The following is a 15,696-nucleotide window of genomic DNA, read 5'->3' as shown; positions in this document are numbered from 1 at the left end:
TGTTCCGGGGCTTGGTTTCGGCGGGCGGCTGCGCGACACTGCGCGCATGTCGACCGCCGCTCCCTCTTCCCGTGCCGGATCTGCCGGGCGTGCCCTGTCGCGTCTCGCGGTGCTGGTGGTGGACGACTTCTCCAACATGCGCGCGACCTTGCGCGAGATGCTGCTGACCTCGGGCTTCGAGGACATCGATCTGGCACGTGACGGCGTCGATGCCCTCGAGAAGCTGGAACGCCGGCGTTATGACATCGTGCTGTGCGACTACAACCTGGGTGACGGCCCCGACGGGCAGCAGGTGCTGGATCGGGCGCGTGAACAGGGCTGGGTGGGACCCGCCACGGTGTTCGTAATGGTCACCGCCGAGAACAGCAACGAGATGGTGATGGGTGCGCTGGAGGCCGGACCCGATGCCTACCTGTCCAAGCCGTTCAACCGCGAACTGCTGGTGGTGCGTCTGCAGCGCGCGCTGCGCCGGCGCGAGCCTTTGCGGCAACTGGACGGATACTGGCGGCACGGGGATCGGGCTCGGGCCCGCGCGGAAGCGGAGCGCATGCTGGAGGCGGGTGAAGGGCGTGCGCCGGATCTGCAGCGTCTGCGCAGCGATCTGGCCCTGGCGGAGGGCGAGCTGGCCGTCGCGGCCGAGGCCGCGCGCGCGGTGACCGGCGACACCACGCCACCCTGGGCGCAGGTACGTCTGGGGGAGGTGGCCGAGCGAGAGGGGGATCTCGCAGCGGCGGAGGAGGCCTATCGCGCGGCGATCGCAGCGACCCCGTATTACATGCCCGCGCATGACCGGCTGGCGGGGGTGCTGGAGCAAACCGGCCGTGAACGCGAGGCGCTGGACGTACTGGCGGCCGCCGTGGAACGTTCGCCCAAGTCCCTGGCACGCCAGCGCGCTCTGGGGCGCCTGGCCCTGGCGCTGGGGGAGTATGACCGGGCGGCGCGCGCCTGGCGCCGCGCGATGGCGCTGGCCAAGCAGATGCAGGTGCCCGATCCGGGCGATCTGGCGCATCAGCTGGAAGCCCTGATCGCGCGCGGCGCGACCCGCGAGGCCCGCACCCGGCTGCAGATCCTCGAGAACGAGTACCGCGGACACCCGGAGGTCACGTGGTGGGTGGTGCTGACGCGGTTGCGCCTGCTGGCGGCAGGTGTGGCGATCGACCGCACCGGGCTGCTGGCGGAGCTCGATGCGGCCCTGGCCACGGGTGCGCCGCCGGAGAACCTGCGCGAACCGCTTGCGGATCTGCTGGATCAGGCAGGGGAGGGCGCACACGCCGGGGCGTTGCACGGCGGCGGTACGGCGAACACCGCGCCGCAGGACACGGGGGACGAGTGAAAGGCATCGATTTCGGCACCGTCATCGCGATCTCCATCCACGACATGAAGAACTCGCTGGGAATGGCGATGAATACCCTGGAGTCGTTGCGCGACCCGGAGACCGGGGAGTGCCACTGCGATGAGGAAACGCTCGCGCGGCTGCAGTACGAGGCCCATCGTGTGCACGACAGCCTGGTGCAGATGCTGGCGCTCTATCGCAACCAGCAGGGGCTTTACACCCCGCAGTTCCGGCCGGTGCTGGTGATCGAGCTTCTGGAGGACTACTGGGCGTCCAGCAAGCCGCTGATGGATCACAGCGGAGTGACCATGACCATCGACTGTGACGAGGATCTGGAATGGGTGCTCGACCGCGATCTGGTCACTGCCGTGCTGGAGAACGTGGTCACCAACACCGTGCGCTACAGCAGGGGCCATATTCGGCTGTCGGCCACGGCACGCGACGGTGAGCTCAGCTTGCAGGTGGAAGACGACGGCCCGGGTTTTCCCGACCACATGCTGGGAATGCGCAGCACCGAGGACCAGGCAGGGCTGGATCGGCGCGCCGGGCGGACCGGGCTGGGGCTCTATTTCTGCGCGATGATCGCCGAACTGCATGCGGCGCCCGACGGCACGCACGGATCGGTGCGTCTCTCCAACGACGGCGGGCCGGGTGGCGGCCGCTTCGTGCTGCGCCTGCCGGCGCTGCCGCCATCGAGCTGAATCAGGTCATATGCAGCGGCGAAACCCGGTGCCGGCGGCGGTTTCGCGCGCGGGGGCCTGCGGCCGGTTAACCTGTAACTCAAACGTAACCCAGGTGAAGATGACGATGCATTCGGGACGGATTCGCAACGCGGGACGCGGGCTGGCGGCCGTACTGGCCGGGATGGTGCTGCTGGCGGGCTGCGGTGGCGAAACCACGTCGCAGGTGACCCTGGATCAGCTGGCCGGCGCCGCCGCCGACTTCGACGGCGAGATGGTGGAGGTCACCGGTCGCGTCGAGACCTTCGAGGACCCGCGCCATTACTGGATCGAGGACGATCCGCAAAACCGGGTCGCGATCAGCCCCGAACAGACGGTTGCCGACCGGGTGGGAGAAGAGGTCCGGCTGGTTGGTCGCTTCTCGTACAGCCCGGAGGACGGCCGTTCGCTGGAGGTCGATGAGGAGGCCACGGCGGCCGCCAATGCCGGCCTGTGAGCGCGGCCCGTACAGATTTCAAACGAGCAGGTGGATCGGATATGACGGACTGGATTGATGTGGGGCCGGAGGGGTCCATCGAGCCCGGTGATCACCGGCTGCTGGAGGCCGGGGAGATCGAGGTGGCGGTGTTCAACGTCGATGGTCGCTATTTCGCGCTGGAGAATCTCTGTTCACACGAGGACTTCCCGCTCGCCGGCGGCACCATCGACGACGACTGTATCTACTGCCCGCTGCACGATGCCGCATTTGACCTGTACACCGGCGAGGCTCTGACACCGCCAGCCGAGGACCCGGTCCTCACATTTCCGGTGCGGGTGCAGGACGGGATGATCCAGGTCGGTGACCGTCCGCACGAGGACGAGGGTTGAGCTCCGGGCTCTCCTGCTGATCCTGCATCAGGGATGCGCGGGGTTCGCGGCCCCGCGCAGTGAATTCCCGGTGAATGCCGGCGGCCGGCTCAGTCGACCGGGGGCATGTACTCGTAGCGCCGATGGTCCTCAGGCTCCGGCATGGGAACTCCGGCGGCCTCCAGGGCCTCGGTAAGTTCCTCGCAGTCATCCAGCTCGTCAGCCCGGCTGCGCAGGGTGTACAGCGCGTCCGCGGCCTCGGCCTCGGGCATGTGGATGACGATTTCTCCGTTTTCGGCCTTGTCGAGATGCATGGTCGAACCTCCTGAATCAGTCTTCGATCGACGGCTGGCGCGGTGCGTGTTCGTCAAACGCGTGCGGGGGCTGGCGGAATTCGTTTTCCAGCTCGTAAACCGCCTGCTGCAGTACCGACGTCAGGGCGCGCGCCCCGTTGCGGATCTCGCCGTCGAGTTCCGTGAGGTTTTCGGCGATCGAACTGGCGGTCTTCTTGTCCAGGGTGATCGTGACGATGCCGTTCTCGTTGCGGACGTCCATGGGCGTCTCCTTTTGCGATGGTCGCGTTGTGGACTTGATCCACCTCAATAATAGGACAGTTTTTTCGGAGTAAAATTCCCACCGGTTCCCGTCGTGCTTTTCAGCCCCCGTCTGTGCTGTCCCGCGTTCTGTCAGCGTGGGACTGCGGTGGGGGCATGCGTGTGTCGCTCGGGGACCAGTCTCTCTCAATCCTTCGGGGGCCCGTTCCATGCCATCGCGTCCAGTCGGAGCCTGGTGTTGATCCTTTCGCGTTCCCGGATCCTTCGAATCAGCCCCGCGGCACTCGTCGTGCTCGGCTATCTGGTGGCGGGCTCGTTGTGGGTTGCGCTGTCCGACCTGCTGTTCATGTGGTCCTTCGGGCTCGACGAGCAGGTGACGCTGATCAGCCTGCTGAAGGGGCTGGGTTTCGTGTGGGTCAGTGCGGCGCTGTTGTATCTGGCGATGCTCTTTCTCGCCGATCGGCGTGGCTCGCGAGCGGGCCGGCTGCTGGCGCGCGAGCGAGTCCGCCAGCCCTGGCTGTGGGCGGCGCTGGCCGGTGCGGTGGCCGTATCGGTGGGTGGCGTGGCCTTCGGGACCTTTCATGTCGCACAGGCCAGTGCCGAGGAGCAGGTGCGCGAGGAATTGCGCGCCACCGCGTTCCTCAAGGCCGGGGTGGTCGACGGATGGATGGGCGAGCGGGTGGGCGACGCCCGCATTCTGGCTCAGGCGCGTGGTTTCACCGCCTTCGTGATGTCGCTGCAGCAGGGTGAATCGGTGCTGGTGCGGGAGATCCTGGAACAACGCCTGGAGCAGGTCCGGTCGTCCTATGGCTACCGTTCGGTGGCGGTGCTGGAGACCGACGGAAGCACCCTGCTGTCCAGCGGGGACGATTCCCACGCGCGCCCGGCGGCACGCGCGGCGCGCGACGAAGCGCTGGCGACCGGCGAGGTCAGCCGGGGCCATGTGGACCAGCTCGACGGGGAGGGCAGCCCCCGCCTGCACTGGGCGGCCCCGCTGCACGACCATCGGGATCACGCCGCCGGCCCGATGGCGCTGGTGGTTCTGTCCACCGATCTGGGGCAGGTGGCCCCCCTGCTGGGTGCCGCGGCTGCTGTGGACAACGGGGACATGGTCACCTATCTGATCCGCCATGCAACGGAAACCGATGGCGATGCCGTTCCGGTTGTAATGCGGCTGGATGACGGCGCTGCGGAACGTATCCCTCCGCCGGCGGAGTTCACGCTGCTGGAAGCGCATCTGCATCCGGAGCGGGCCGGTGATGCGGTGAAACTGGCGCCGACGGACGGTGCGGGACGCGGCCGGCTGGCGGCGGTGCACGCGCTTGACCGCGATGACTGGTACGTGGTGATCAAGCGGGACCGGTCGGCACTGGTCGCCGCAGCCCATCATCAGGCCCTGTGGACCGGAGGGGCGCTGCTGATGGTGTGGGTCCTGATGGCCGGGGCCGGGGCGCTGGTCGGTCGCCAGCAGTGGCTGCAGCGTAACCTGCGGTTGCTGCAGTCGCATTCCGAGCAGGACCGTCTGTTGCGCGTGTTCTTCGACATGCCGTTCGTGGGCATGGCCGTGTCCGGTCCGGGCGGCCGCGGCTGGGAGCGGGTCAATCAGTGCCTGGCGGACATGCTGGGGTACTCGTCCGAGGAGCTGACCCGGCTGGACTGGGACCGGCTGGCCATGCCGGAGGACCGCGCACTGGGAGCCGAACAGGACCGCGCGATGCGGGCCGGCGAGCGCGATGGCTACGAGGTGGAAAAGCGCCTGCTGCGGGCCGACGGCCGCGTGATGGTGGGGCACCTGTCGTTGAAGTGCACGCGCCACGGGGATGGCCGGCTGGACCGGGTGGTGGTCACGATGGAGGACATCACCCGTCGACGCGAGGAGGAGGAACGCCAGCGGCTGGCGTCCGTGGTGTTCGAAAACACCCGCGAGGGCGTGATGATCACCGACGCCAGTGCCCATATCCTTTCGGTCAACCGGGCCTTCACCGAGCTGATGGGCTATACCCAGGACGAGGTGGCGGGGCGCACGCCGAAGATGTTTCAGTCCGGACGTCACGGGCAGGATTTCTACGACGAGATGTTCCGCCAGCTGGAGGTATCCGGCCACTGGCAGGGCGAGATCTGGAACCGGCGCAAGAACGGGGAGGTTTTCCCGGAGCTGCAGAGCATCACGGCGGTCCATGATGTGCAGGGCCGGCGCACGCACTACGTGTCGGTGTTCGCCGACATCTCGCGGCTCAAGGCCTCGGAAGAGGAGCTGGACTACCTGGCCCACCGAGATCCGCTGACCGAGCTGCCGAACCGCCGTTTGTTGCTGGCGCGTCTGGGCCATGGCATCTCGCTGATGCGCCGGCGCAACGGCGTCCTCGCGCTGCTGATCGTGGACCTCGACCGCTTCAAGGACGTCAATGACAGCCACGGCCATGCCGCCGGCGATGCCCTGCTGCGCACCGCGGCGATCCGTCTGCAGCGCGAGCGGCGCGGGACCGACACGGTGGCACGGCTGGCGGGCGACGAGTTCGCGGTAGTGGTCGACAACCTGGCCCACCCGGACGACGCCGGCATGATCGCCGAATCCATGATCCGCCACCTGGCCGAGCCCTGCGACCTCGGCAACGGGGTCGAGGTTGAGGTGGTGGCCACGGTGGGTATCGCGCTGTTCCCGGATCACGGCGCCGGTGCCGAGGCTCTGCTGCAACAGGCCGGGACCGCGCTGTCGCGTGCGAAGGAAGAGGGGCGGGGTTCCTATCGCTACTACTCGGACGCCTATACCGAGGCGGCTCGCGAACGCATCGACCTCAGCTCGCGTCTGCGCCGCGCGATGGAGAACGACCACCTGGAGGTCCACTACCAGCCGCAGTACGAGATCGCCACCGGCCGCCTGATCGGGGCGGAGGCCCTGCTCCGCTGGAACGATCCGGAGCTGGGCGCGGTGTCGCCGGGACGTTTCATCCCGGTGGCGGAAAAGACCGGTCTGATCGTCGAGCTGGGCACCTGGGTGCTGCAGCGGGTGATCCGTCAGGGGCGGGCGTGGCTGGACGCGGGCCATCCACCTGTGCGACTGGCGGTGAATGTCTCTCCGTTGCAGTTCCGGCGCATGGCGCTGGACGAACAGGTGGAGGCGGCCCTGGAGGAATATGGCCTGCCCGCCGAGTGTCTGGAGCTGGAGATCACCGAGTCCGCACTGATGGGGGACCCGCTGCGTGCGCGTCGCGTGCTGGAATCGCTGCGCGCCCGCGGAGTGCATTTCGCCGTGGACGATTTCGGGACCGGGTATTCCTCGCTGTCGCAGCTGAAGAGCTTCCCGGTCGATACGCTCAAGGTCGACAAGAGCTTCGTCGACGGTCTGGCGGGCGTGGTGGCCGAGGACGACGTGCACGACCGGTCGATCACCACGGCCATCATCGCGATGGCCCACGGCCTCGGGATGGCGGTGGTGGCCGAAGGGGTGGAGACCGCCGATCAGCTGGAGGCGCTCTGTGCGCTGCGGTGTGATTACTACCAGGGCTACTTCGCCAGCCGGCCGCTGGCAGCCGCGGACTTCGAACGCGACGTTCTCGCCTCCTCCGAACAGGGGGGGTGAGCCGCCGGTGGAATTGGTACACTGCGCGCCTTGTCCGGCTGGCCCGCCGACGGGCCCATGGGAGAATCGAGACGATGGAAACGGATCCGGAGCGCAAGCCGCACCCCGTACTCAAGGACTATTACGGCGACGAGAGCAACAAACGGGCTTTCGTCGACGACCTTTTTGACCGTACGGCGCCCTACTATGACCGCATCCTGCGCTTCGGCTTTCTCGGGACCGGTCAGGCCTACCGTCGCTATGCGCTGAAGCAGTCCGGTCTGCAGCCGGAAATGGAGGTCCTGGACGTGGCCACCGGCACCGGCCCGGTGGCCGAGGAGATCCGCAAGATCACCGGCGACGAGCGCATTACCTGTGTGGACCCGTCGCGCGGCATGATCGACGTGGCGCGCGGCAAGCTCCGGTCACGCTTCATCCAGGGGCTGGCCGAGGATCTGCCGGTCGCCAGCGAGCAGTTCGACCGCGTGTACATGGGCTACGGCCTGCGCCACGTACGCGATCTGCGCGAGGCCTTCGGGGAATATTTCCGCGCGCTCAAGCCCGGCGGGCGCTGCACCATCCTCGAGGTCTCGCGCCCGCGCACCCGGCGGCAGATGGCGATGGCGCGGTTCTATTTCCGCGATTTCATCCCGTTTCTCAGTCGAGTCCTGACCCGTGATCCCGACGGGCATACGCTGATGCGTTACTTCTGGGAGACCATCGACCAGTGCGTGCCCCCGGAAGAGATCATGGAGACGCTCGAATCGGTGGGCTTCGAGAACGTCCACCGCGACGTGCAGCTGGGCGTCTTCTCTGCTTACATGGCCACGCGACCGGCCTGATCCGGCGTGGCTTCGGCCCGCCTGAAACTGCGCGTGGCACCCGGAAGCCGGCAAGATGCGGTGGCCGGCTGGATGGGCGATGCCCTGAAGCTGCGGGTCCGCGCCGCCCCCGAAAAGGGCCGGGCCAATCGCGCGGTAGAGCAGCTGCTGGCGCGTGAACTCGGGCTTCCGGTGGATGCGGTGCGCGTTGTGGCCGGCAGGACTGGCCGCGACAAGACCGTGGAGATCGACGGCTGGAGCGTGACCGGGCTCCAGCAACACTTCGGCGCATGACAAGGATTACCAATGGAACGCCTGACGCTGACCCGCCCCGATGACTGGCATCTGCACCTGCGCGACGGGGACATCCTCGCCTCGGTGCTGCCGGACACCGTACGGCGCTTTCGCCGGGCGATCGTGATGCCGAACCTCAAGCCCCCGGTGACCTCGGTGGATGCAGCAGCCGCGTACCGCGACCGCATCCTCGCGGCCCTGCCCGACGGGGCCGATTTCGAGCCCCTGATGACGCTCTATCTTACCGAGGAGACCACGCCCGGGATGATCGATGCGGCGCGGCAGTCGGGCTTTGTCCATGCGGTCAAGCTGTATCCGGCGGGGGCCACCACGCATTCCGCCAGCGGGGTCACTGACATCCGCCGCTGCTATCCGGTGTTCGAGGCGATGGAGCGGGCCGGGCTGCCGCTGCTGATCCACGGCGAGGTGACCGACCCGGACGTGGACATCTTCGACCGCGAGGCGGTGTTCATCGAACGCCACCTGCAGGGCCTGGTGCGCGATTTCCCCGGGCTGCGCATCGTGCTGGAACACGTGACCACCGAGGCAGCGGTGTCCTTCGTGGAGTCCGCGCCGGACAACGTCGGCGCGACCATCACCCCGCAGCACCTGCTGTACAACCGTAACGCACTGTTTGCCGGCGGCATGCGGCCGCATCATTTCTGCCTGCCAATCCTCAAGCGCGAGCGCCACCGCGAGGCGCTGCTGCGTGCGGCGACCAGCGGGCATCCGCGCTTCTTCCTCGGGACCGATTCCGCACCGCATCCGCGCCACGCCAAGGAGTCGGATTGCGGTTGCGCCGGGATCTATTCGGCACATGCGGCCATCGAACTGTATGCCGAGGCCTTCGCCGCCGCGGGTGCGCTGTATCGGCTGGAGGGGTTCGCGAGCCATCATGGTGCCGATTTTTATGGCATGCCGCGCAACAACGACACCATCACCCTCGAGCGTGCGGAATGGACGGTGCCCGAGGCGGTGCTGTTCGGCCACGATCCGGGCGTGCCTCTGCGGGCCGGCGAGACCATCGCCTGGCGCGTGGCCGAGTGAAGCCCGCGCCGCCCCGGGTTTGAACCACGAGACGGTTGGCGCGGTCTCTCCGACCAGAACCTTTCAATGCGTTTTCGCAAGGAGTCAACGTGCGTGACAGTGTGACCGAACCTGAAGTACAGCGCGGAACCCTCTGGTTCTGGCTGCTGATCAGCCTGGGCGTGGCCGCGGCCATCATCGGGCTGGGCATGCAGCTGGAGCCGGCGGGCGCGGCCATCCTGCGCGCCCCGCTGGAGTCGCCTGCGGCCGGTGCCCTGGGCTTCGGCCTGATGATGATCTGGGCTGCCTATGCCTACGCCCTGTCGGCCGGCAAGGCCGCGGGCTCCCAGGAGATGGGACTGGTCGTGCTCAACCTGGGCCTGCCGCTCGCGCTGATCGTACTGTGGACCTGGGAGATCAACGCGCTCTCGTTCTTCGTCGCCGTGGGCTGGGCGATCAGCCTGGGCGGCATGGGCATCCGGCTGTTCCGGCGCGAGCCGCTGGCCGGCGTGATGATGCTGCCGATCTTTGGCGTGAGCCTGACCGCGATCCTGCTGTCGCTGACCCTGTGGATGCTCCCGGTGGCCCAGCAGGGCGGTGCCGTGTAACGCGATGCTTCTGAGCGAGGCGCAGATCGAGGCGCAGCTGGCCGATGCCGCGCGGCGCGGGGAGTTCGACGATCTGCCCGGTGCCGGGCGGCCGCTGCAGCTGGATGACGACCGCGACGTGCCGGAAGACATGCGCATGGCGTTTCGCATCATGAAGAACGCCGGCTACGTGCCGGAAGAAGTCCGGCTGCGCGGCGAGATCGCCTCGGTCGAGGCCCTGCTGCGCGAGGCCGAGGAGCCCGAGGGCCGGGAGCGCCATTCGCGGCGTCTGCGCGTGCTGCTGGACCGTCTGGCACGCGAGCGCGGGCGCAGCGGTGGCGATGCCGGCCTGGCCACCGAGTCCGGGTATTTCCGGGCCCTGTGCGCAAGGCTCGATGGCGAGTGAGCCCCCGCGCGGCCGTGGCAGTGCCAGCCGGCCGGCCGCCCGCTACGAACCCCTGCAGCGCGAACCCGTGGACGACGGCTGGGTCGGGGACGACGATCCCGCCCCGGCGCTGCGCACCGAAGTGACCCCGGAGACGCCGCGCAGCCTGCTGGTGCGCAACGACTCCCCGGACGTCCCGTTTACCCTGTCCATCAATCCCTACCGGGGCTGCGAGCATGGCTGCGCGTACTGTTTCGCGCGGCCGGCGCATGCCTATGTGGGGCTGTCGCCCGGACTGGACTTCGAGAGCCGGCTGTACGTGAAGACTGGCGCGGCGGCCGTGCTGCGCCGCGAACTGGGTGCGCGCAACTACAGGCCGTCACCGGTCGCGCTGGGCATCAACACCGATGCCTACCAGCCGGTGGAGCGGGAATGGCGGGTCACCCGCGAGCTGCTGGAGGTGCTGGCGGAGAGCGCGCATCCGGTGTCCATCGTCACCAAGTCGGCGCTGGTGGAACGCGACCTCGATCTGCTGGGGCCGATGGGGCACGCCGGACTGGCGCAGGTGGCGGTGTCCCTGACCAGCCTCGATCGCGGTCTGTCCAGGCGTCTGGAGCCGCGCGCGGCGGCCCCGCAGCGGCGCCTGGAGACCATCCGGCGGCTGACGGATGCGGGCGTGCCGGTGAGCGTGCTGGTGGCCCCGCTGATCCCGGTGTTGACCGATGGCGAGACCGAGTCTCTGCTGGAGGCGGCGGCTGCGGCCGGTGCGGTCTCGGCCGACTACGTACTGCTGCGCCTGCCGCGCGAGGTGGCGGGGCTGTTCGAGGAGTGGCTCCGGGCCCACGAACCGCTGAAGGCGGAACACGTGCTGGCCCGCCTGCGCGAGGCGCACGGCGGGCGGGTCTACGATTCCAGCTTTGGCCAGCGCATGCGGGGCTCCGGGGCGTGGGCCGATCTGCTGGGCCAGCGCTTTGCCCTCGCGCGGCGCCGCCACGGGCTGGACCGCTGGTCCGGGGATCTCGATTGCTCCCAATTCCGCCCGCCGGCGCCAGCGAAGCCGGCCGATGACCGGCAGCTGGATCTGTTCTGAGCTGTTCCCCCGGTGCCGGGGCGTGGTCGGGCCGGCGGGTCGCTTCTGCGGCTCGCTTCTTCGCGCTACAGTGGCCCGGAGGAGGGAGAGCCCATGGGCGTACGCGTACATTCGAATTCCGGCGAGGATGCCGGCTGGTGGGGGCCGGTGGAGCTGCCGCCCGGGGCCACCGGGTACTGGGCGATCGGGCCGCTGGACCTGTGGCTGAAACGCTGCGCCGATGAGTGGGACCTGTGGCTGGCCCGCGAGCGGGATCCGGAGGAAAGCGGTTTCCGGCGCGAGATCCCGGCGCGCGAGCCGGTGCCCGAGAAACCGGCGGAGCAGCGACGGTTTGCCGGCACCCCGGGCGGGGCGACGGCCACGCTGGCCGTGGCTCTGGCCGACCGGCCGGTGGTCAGTCGTCCGGAGGCGCCGTTCCATGTGCCCGCGGGCGGCGAGGTCACCCTGTATGTGAGCACGCCCGCCTGGGTGCAGCTGCGGCTGGGAGAGACCCGGCTCCACGAGTTCCCCGCGTATCCCGCCTCCGATACCTGGTTCGGCCCGAACACGGTGGAGGGCGAGCTGTGCTATGCCAGCCGCACCCAGGCGCGCATGACCCTCGAAGACGTGCCCGAGCGCGCCCATCGCGTGCTGACGCCGCTGACGGTGCACAATGCCGCCGGCGACACCCTGCTGCTGGAGCGCATCAAGCTGCCGGTGCCGCGCCTGCCGGTGTATGCGGATGCCCGCGGCCGCCTGTGGACCTCGGCGGTGCGGGTACAGCACGAGCCCGAACGGGACCTGGCCGAGGTCAAGCTGGGCGAGGGGCCGCCGGCCGAGTCGCCCCGCGCGCGGCGGGTGGCCGAGCCGCGTGAATCGGGTGGCAGCCGCTTCAGCCTGCGCGCGTTCAGCGCACTGTTCCATTAGGGGGCGAGATGGAAGAGGGTTCCTGGATCGCGCGCAGTGTGGAGCTGATGACCGCCGATGCGGTGCTCGCGTGGGTCCGTGCGGCGATCTATCTGGGGGTGGGGCTGCTGCTCGCGCGGGTGGTGTCGCGCACCCTGATCCGGGTCGCGGGACGCCATCTGGACGCCCAGCAGGCGATGCTGGTGCGACGCATCGGGTTCTACCTGGTGCTGGTGCTGGCCGGGGTATCGGCCCTGCGCGAGCTGGGCTTCGACCTGACCGTGCTGCTGGGGGCGGCGGGCATCCTGACGGTGGCCATCGGGTTTGCCTCGCAGACCTCGGCCTCCAACCTGATCTCGGGCCTGTTCCTGATCGGCGAGCGCCCGTTCGCGGTGGGCGACGTGGTCCGGGTGGGCGACGTGACCGGCGAGGTGCTGTCCATCGACATGCTGTCGGTCAAGCTGCGTACCTTCGAGAACCTGATGGTGCGGGTACCCAACGAGACCCTGGTGAAGTCGCAGCTGACCAACCTGACGCGCTTCCCGATCCGGCGCCTGGACATGCAGATCGGCGTCGCCTACCACGCCGACATCGTGCGGGTGCGCGAGATCCTGATGGACGTGGCCGACCGCGAGCCGCTGTGTCTGGAGGAGCCGCGCCCGCTGTTCATCTTCCTTGAATTCGGCGACTCGGCACTGAAACTGCAGTTCTCGGTCTGGGCGAAGCGGGAAAACTTCCTCGACCTGCGCAATCGCATGCACATCGCGGTGAAGAAGGCCTTCGACGAGGCCGGCATCGAGATCCCGTTCCCGCAGCGCACCCTGGGTTCGCTGACCGGCGCCCCCTTCCCGGTGCGCGTGGTCTCCGGCGACGAGCCGGCGTCCGGGCCCGAGGTCCCGCCGGTGGACAATACCCCCGGTAATAGTTGACCGGCGGCCTACGGGCGCAGGTCGAGCCACACCGGGTCATGGTCGGAGGCGCGCCAGGGGCCGTCGGCCGGATGCGCGCCGTCGAAGCCGAGGAACACGGGTTCGTCGGCGTTCACCGCCCAGGTGTCGGCGGCCACGACCCGCGCGGCCAGCGCCTCCGGGCCGAGCAGGTAGTCCAGCTGCCCCGAGCGGCCGCGGAACACGTAGGTGTGGATGGTCTCCGGATCCGTGGCCACCAGGTCCTCCTTGCCGGCCGCGCGCAGGGCGGCCAGCGGGTCTTCGGCGGCGTAGCTGTTGAGATCGCCGGCGATGATCACCGGCGGGTCGTCCGGTCTGGCCTCGCGCTGCCGGGCGATCCACTCCGCCAGGCGCTCGGCCTGCTCGGTGCGGCGCTGGTTCCAGCAGCCCTGACCGCGGTCGATGTCGCCGTGCTCCGGACAGCCGGTCTTGGCCTTGAAGTGCACGGCCACCACGCCGAAGGGTTCGCCGCCGTCGCGTGAACGGAACCAGCCCAGCAGCGGCGGGCGATGGTGGACCGCATCCCCGTCGGCCGCGGTGTCCAGCAGTTCCACCCGCTCGCGGTCGTAGAGCAGGCCGACCTGGATCGCATCGGTCCCGCTGTCGGGGTGGGCGGCCTTGCGCATGTGCGTGCGCTCGTCCAGGGCATCCACCCGCTCGCGCAGCTCGCGTCCGGCGGCGGGGCGGTTCTCCAGTTCCACGAATGCGAGGATGTCCATCGCCAGGCCCGCGAGCTGGGCGTCCAGCTTGGCGGTCTGGCGTTCGCGTTCGGCGGGGTCCTGCGCGCCGCGCTCGCCCAGGGTGACAAAGTCGTTCTCCAGGTTCGCGGTGGCGATGCGCAGGGTGTCGTCGCCGGGCTCGGGTGGTGGGTCGGGGCGGTCCCCGCCCTCCCATTGCGGCGGATACACCGGATGCACGCGGTGGGCGTCGAAGGCGTGGGTCAGGATGCCGGTCAGGCCGTCCACCCGACTGCCGACGCGGCGGGTGCCGTGGTCGTCCAGATACGGCACCGGGTCGGGGCGGGCGCGGTAGCTGCCGTCGTCCAGCACGATGCGGCGATCCCCGTTGCCATCGCCGTCGCCGCCATCCGGATCGCCGAATTCCCCGGTCTGGCCCGGGTGGCGCAGGCGCCCGCCGGCGGCAAGGTCCAGGCTGCCGTAGCGCGCCAGTTCGCGATTGGCGGTGACGGTCAGGGTCTGGTCAAAACGCACGCGCACGTCTTCCAGTGCCTCCAGCCGTTCGGCGTCTTCCGGCAGGCGCAGGGTCACGGCCTGCGGGGGTTCGCCGCGCCGGCAGCGCTCCAGTGCCTGCATCCGGGACAGCTGCGGGCGGCCGTGGTGGCGGCCGAAACGCGCATGGACCTGCACCCGGTCGCCGGGCTGCAGGTCGGTGTCGGCGTGGTCCGGGGCGTACACGAACAGTCCGCTGGGCGGGTTGGTCGCGTCGTCCTGCAGATAGAACCCACCCAGCGCGTCCTCGTCCTGGAACACGCCGCTGACCGTGCCCTCGGCGACCACGGGTTGATCCTCGTCCACCGCGCCGGCGCGCAGTTCGTCGAGGGCCACGCGGTCGTCGATCGGCGGGGCGGGGCAGTCGGCGGTGGCCGCCCCCGGCAGGGCCGGGGCCAGCAGCAGGATGAGGGCGGCGGTGGCGGCGCGAGGGTTCCGCACGGCGCGCGGGGTGTGGCGGGTCGGTGCATGCATGGTTTCTTCCCTGGCGGGCGTGTGACGGCGCCCGGCGATTTCGTCGTGTGATTTCCGTATACTGCGGCGCCTTTCCCGCCCGCGGACAAGAGCGAACGGCCATGGCGATCTGGATCGCGACCCTGCTGGGGATCGTACAGGGTATTTTCATGTTCGTGCCGGTGAGTTCAACCGCGCACCTGGTGCTCACCCAGCACTGGCTGATCGGCCAGGGCCACGAACTGCCGCCGCCGGAGAGCCCGGAGATGATCCTGTTCGATCTGGTGGTGCATGTGGGCACGCTGGTGTCGATCGTCTATGTGTTTCGCCGCAGCCTGTGGCAGCTCTCCGGCGGCATCCTGCGCGAGAGCTGGCAGTGGGCCGCGCGGCGCGGCGAGGCGCGGCGCGAGATGCTGTATTTCCGTCTCGGGATGCTGTGCGTGCTGTCGGTGGTCGCGACCGCCGCGGTGGGCTTTACCCTCAAGGCGGCCTTCGAGCAGGTGTTCGCCAACCCGGTGCTGATCGCCGGGACCCTGACCCTGACCGGCGTGCTGCTGTGGTGGACCGACCGCCTGAGCCGGCGCCCGCTGGGGCTGCGCAAGCTGAACCCGCGCATCGCGACGGTGATCGGCGTGGCCCAGGGCTTTGCCCTCGTGCCCGGGCTCAGCCGCAGTGGCATGACCATCGTGTTCGGCCTGTTCAGCGGGCTCAAGCGGCGCTGGGCGGCGGAATACAGCTTCTTCCTCGCGATCCCGACCATCCTCGCGGCCACCGCCGTGCAGTCGCTGGACGTGTTCAACCACGACGGCCTGGGCGATCTCTCATGGTCCGCGCTGATCACCGGGTTCGTGGTCTCCGCGGTGGTCGGCGTGGTGTCGCTGAAGATGGTGCTGTTCTTCCTCTATCGCTCCAGCCTGAAGGTGTTCTCCATCTACGTGTGGATCCTGGCCTTCCTCGTGCTGTTCGGCTTCCTCGACACCGGCGTGATGTACGGCCACTGAACCATC

At 69.1% G+C, this 15,696-nt stretch carries 17 protein-coding genes; 14 read left to right on the top strand and 3 right to left on the bottom strand.

The window, feature by feature from the left end:
* The first annotated feature begins 46 nt into the window (after nt 1-46).
* From D571_RS0105815 to D571_RS0105800, 4 genes are all read left to right on the top strand, one after another.
* Entirely contained in the window at nt 47-1,333 is a 1,287-nt protein-coding gene (locus D571_RS0105815) for a response regulator (RefSeq protein WP_026287621.1), read from the top strand.
* On the top strand, nt 1,330-2,034 hold the full coding sequence (locus tag D571_RS0105810; RefSeq protein ID WP_018935738.1) for a sensor histidine kinase KdpD: 705 nt from the start codon (nt 1,330-1,332) through the stop codon (nt 2,032-2,034). The genes D571_RS0105815 and D571_RS0105810 overlap by 4 nt, the downstream gene beginning before the upstream one ends.
* A 106-nt stretch (nt 2,035-2,140) precedes the next feature.
* Nucleotides 2,141-2,509 (top strand): hypothetical protein, encoded by a 369-nt coding sequence (locus tag D571_RS0105805; protein ID WP_018935737.1) that lies wholly within the window; start codon nt 2,141-2,143, stop codon nt 2,507-2,509.
* 41 nt (nt 2,510-2,550) lie between these two features.
* On the top strand, nt 2,551-2,880 hold the full coding sequence (locus D571_RS0105800; RefSeq protein ID WP_018935736.1) for a non-heme iron oxygenase ferredoxin subunit: 330 nt from the start codon (nt 2,551-2,553) through the stop codon (nt 2,878-2,880).
* A gap of 89 nt (nt 2,881-2,969) precedes the next feature.
* Here the strand turns inward: D571_RS0105800 and D571_RS0105795 are convergent, their stop codons facing one another.
* Both D571_RS0105795 and D571_RS0105790 read right to left on the bottom strand, forming a co-directional pair.
* Nucleotides 2,970-3,173 (bottom strand): hypothetical protein, encoded by a 204-nt coding sequence (locus D571_RS0105795; protein WP_018935735.1) that lies wholly within the window; start codon nt 3,171-3,173, stop codon nt 2,970-2,972.
* Nucleotides 3,174-3,189: 16 nt separating this feature from the next.
* Nucleotides 3,190-3,414, bottom strand: a complete 225-nt coding sequence (locus D571_RS0105790) for a hypothetical protein (protein ID WP_018935734.1) — start codon at nt 3,412-3,414, stop codon at nt 3,190-3,192.
* 345 nt (nt 3,415-3,759) lie between these two features.
* On the opposite strand from D571_RS0105790, the gene D571_RS0105785 reads away from it, so the two are divergent.
* The 9 genes from D571_RS0105785 to D571_RS0105745 all read left to right on the top strand — a co-directional run bounded on the left by D571_RS0105785 (nt 3,760) and on the right by D571_RS0105745 (nt 12,989).
* Complete coding sequence (locus tag D571_RS0105785) at nt 3,760-6,993, top strand: putative bifunctional diguanylate cyclase/phosphodiesterase (protein WP_369773855.1); 3,234 nt, start codon at nt 3,760-3,762, stop codon at nt 6,991-6,993.
* Nucleotides 6,994-7,067: 74 nt separating this feature from the next.
* A complete protein-coding gene (locus D571_RS0105780; protein WP_018935732.1) occupies nt 7,068-7,814 on the top strand; it encodes a class I SAM-dependent methyltransferase in 747 nt (248 codons plus the stop codon).
* Nucleotides 7,815-7,820: 6 nt separating this feature from the next.
* Entirely contained in the window at nt 7,821-8,087 is a 267-nt protein-coding gene (locus tag D571_RS0105775) for a DUF167 domain-containing protein (protein ID WP_026287618.1), read from the top strand.
* Between the two features lie 12 nt (nt 8,088-8,099).
* Nucleotides 8,100-9,134, top strand: coding sequence for a dihydroorotase (pyrC, locus tag D571_RS0105770; protein WP_018935730.1), 1,035 nt, complete (start codon nt 8,100-8,102; stop codon nt 9,132-9,134).
* A gap of 101 nt (nt 9,135-9,235) precedes the next feature.
* Nucleotides 9,236-9,721, top strand: a complete 486-nt coding sequence (locus tag D571_RS0105765) for a hypothetical protein (protein WP_026287617.1) — start codon at nt 9,236-9,238, stop codon at nt 9,719-9,721.
* A gap of 4 nt (nt 9,722-9,725) precedes the next feature.
* Nucleotides 9,726-10,106 (top strand): DUF1992 domain-containing protein, encoded by a 381-nt coding sequence (locus D571_RS0105760; protein WP_018935728.1) that lies wholly within the window; start codon nt 9,726-9,728, stop codon nt 10,104-10,106.
* Nucleotides 10,096-11,175 carry a PA0069 family radical SAM protein gene (locus D571_RS0105755; protein ID WP_018935727.1) on the top strand — a complete coding sequence of 360 codons (1,080 nt, stop codon included), beginning with the start codon at nt 10,096-10,098 and terminating at the stop codon, nt 11,173-11,175. Before D571_RS0105760 ends, D571_RS0105755 begins: the two co-directional genes overlap by 11 nt.
* A 93-nt stretch (nt 11,176-11,268) precedes the next feature.
* Nucleotides 11,269-12,081 (top strand): hypothetical protein, encoded by an 813-nt coding sequence (locus D571_RS0105750; RefSeq protein ID WP_018935726.1) that lies wholly within the window; start codon nt 11,269-11,271, stop codon nt 12,079-12,081.
* 8 nt (nt 12,082-12,089) lie between these two features.
* Nucleotides 12,090-12,989, top strand: coding sequence for a mechanosensitive ion channel family protein (locus tag D571_RS0105745; RefSeq protein WP_018935725.1), 900 nt, complete (start codon nt 12,090-12,092; stop codon nt 12,987-12,989).
* Nucleotides 12,990-12,997: 8 nt separating this feature from the next.
* Here D571_RS0105745 and D571_RS0105740 read toward each other — a convergent pair whose 3' ends face one another.
* On the bottom strand, nt 12,998-14,710 hold the full coding sequence (locus D571_RS0105740; protein WP_018935724.1) for an ExeM/NucH family extracellular endonuclease: 1,713 nt from the start codon (nt 14,708-14,710) through the stop codon (nt 12,998-13,000).
* Nucleotides 14,711-14,811: 101 nt separating this feature from the next.
* Between D571_RS0105740 and D571_RS0105735 the strand changes: the two genes are divergently transcribed.
* Complete coding sequence (locus D571_RS0105735) at nt 14,812-15,690, top strand: undecaprenyl-diphosphate phosphatase (protein WP_018935723.1); 879 nt, start codon at nt 14,812-14,814, stop codon at nt 15,688-15,690.
* Nucleotides 15,691-15,696: the final 6 nt, after the last annotated feature.

This window comes from Thioalkalivibrio sp. ALJ24 (genome assembly GCF_000377785.1).
GTDB lineage: Bacteria > Pseudomonadota > Gammaproteobacteria > Ectothiorhodospirales > Ectothiorhodospiraceae > Thioalkalivibrio.
The sequence above is the reverse complement of the archived record's forward strand: the minus strand, read 5'-3'. Positions and strand labels throughout refer to the sequence as shown.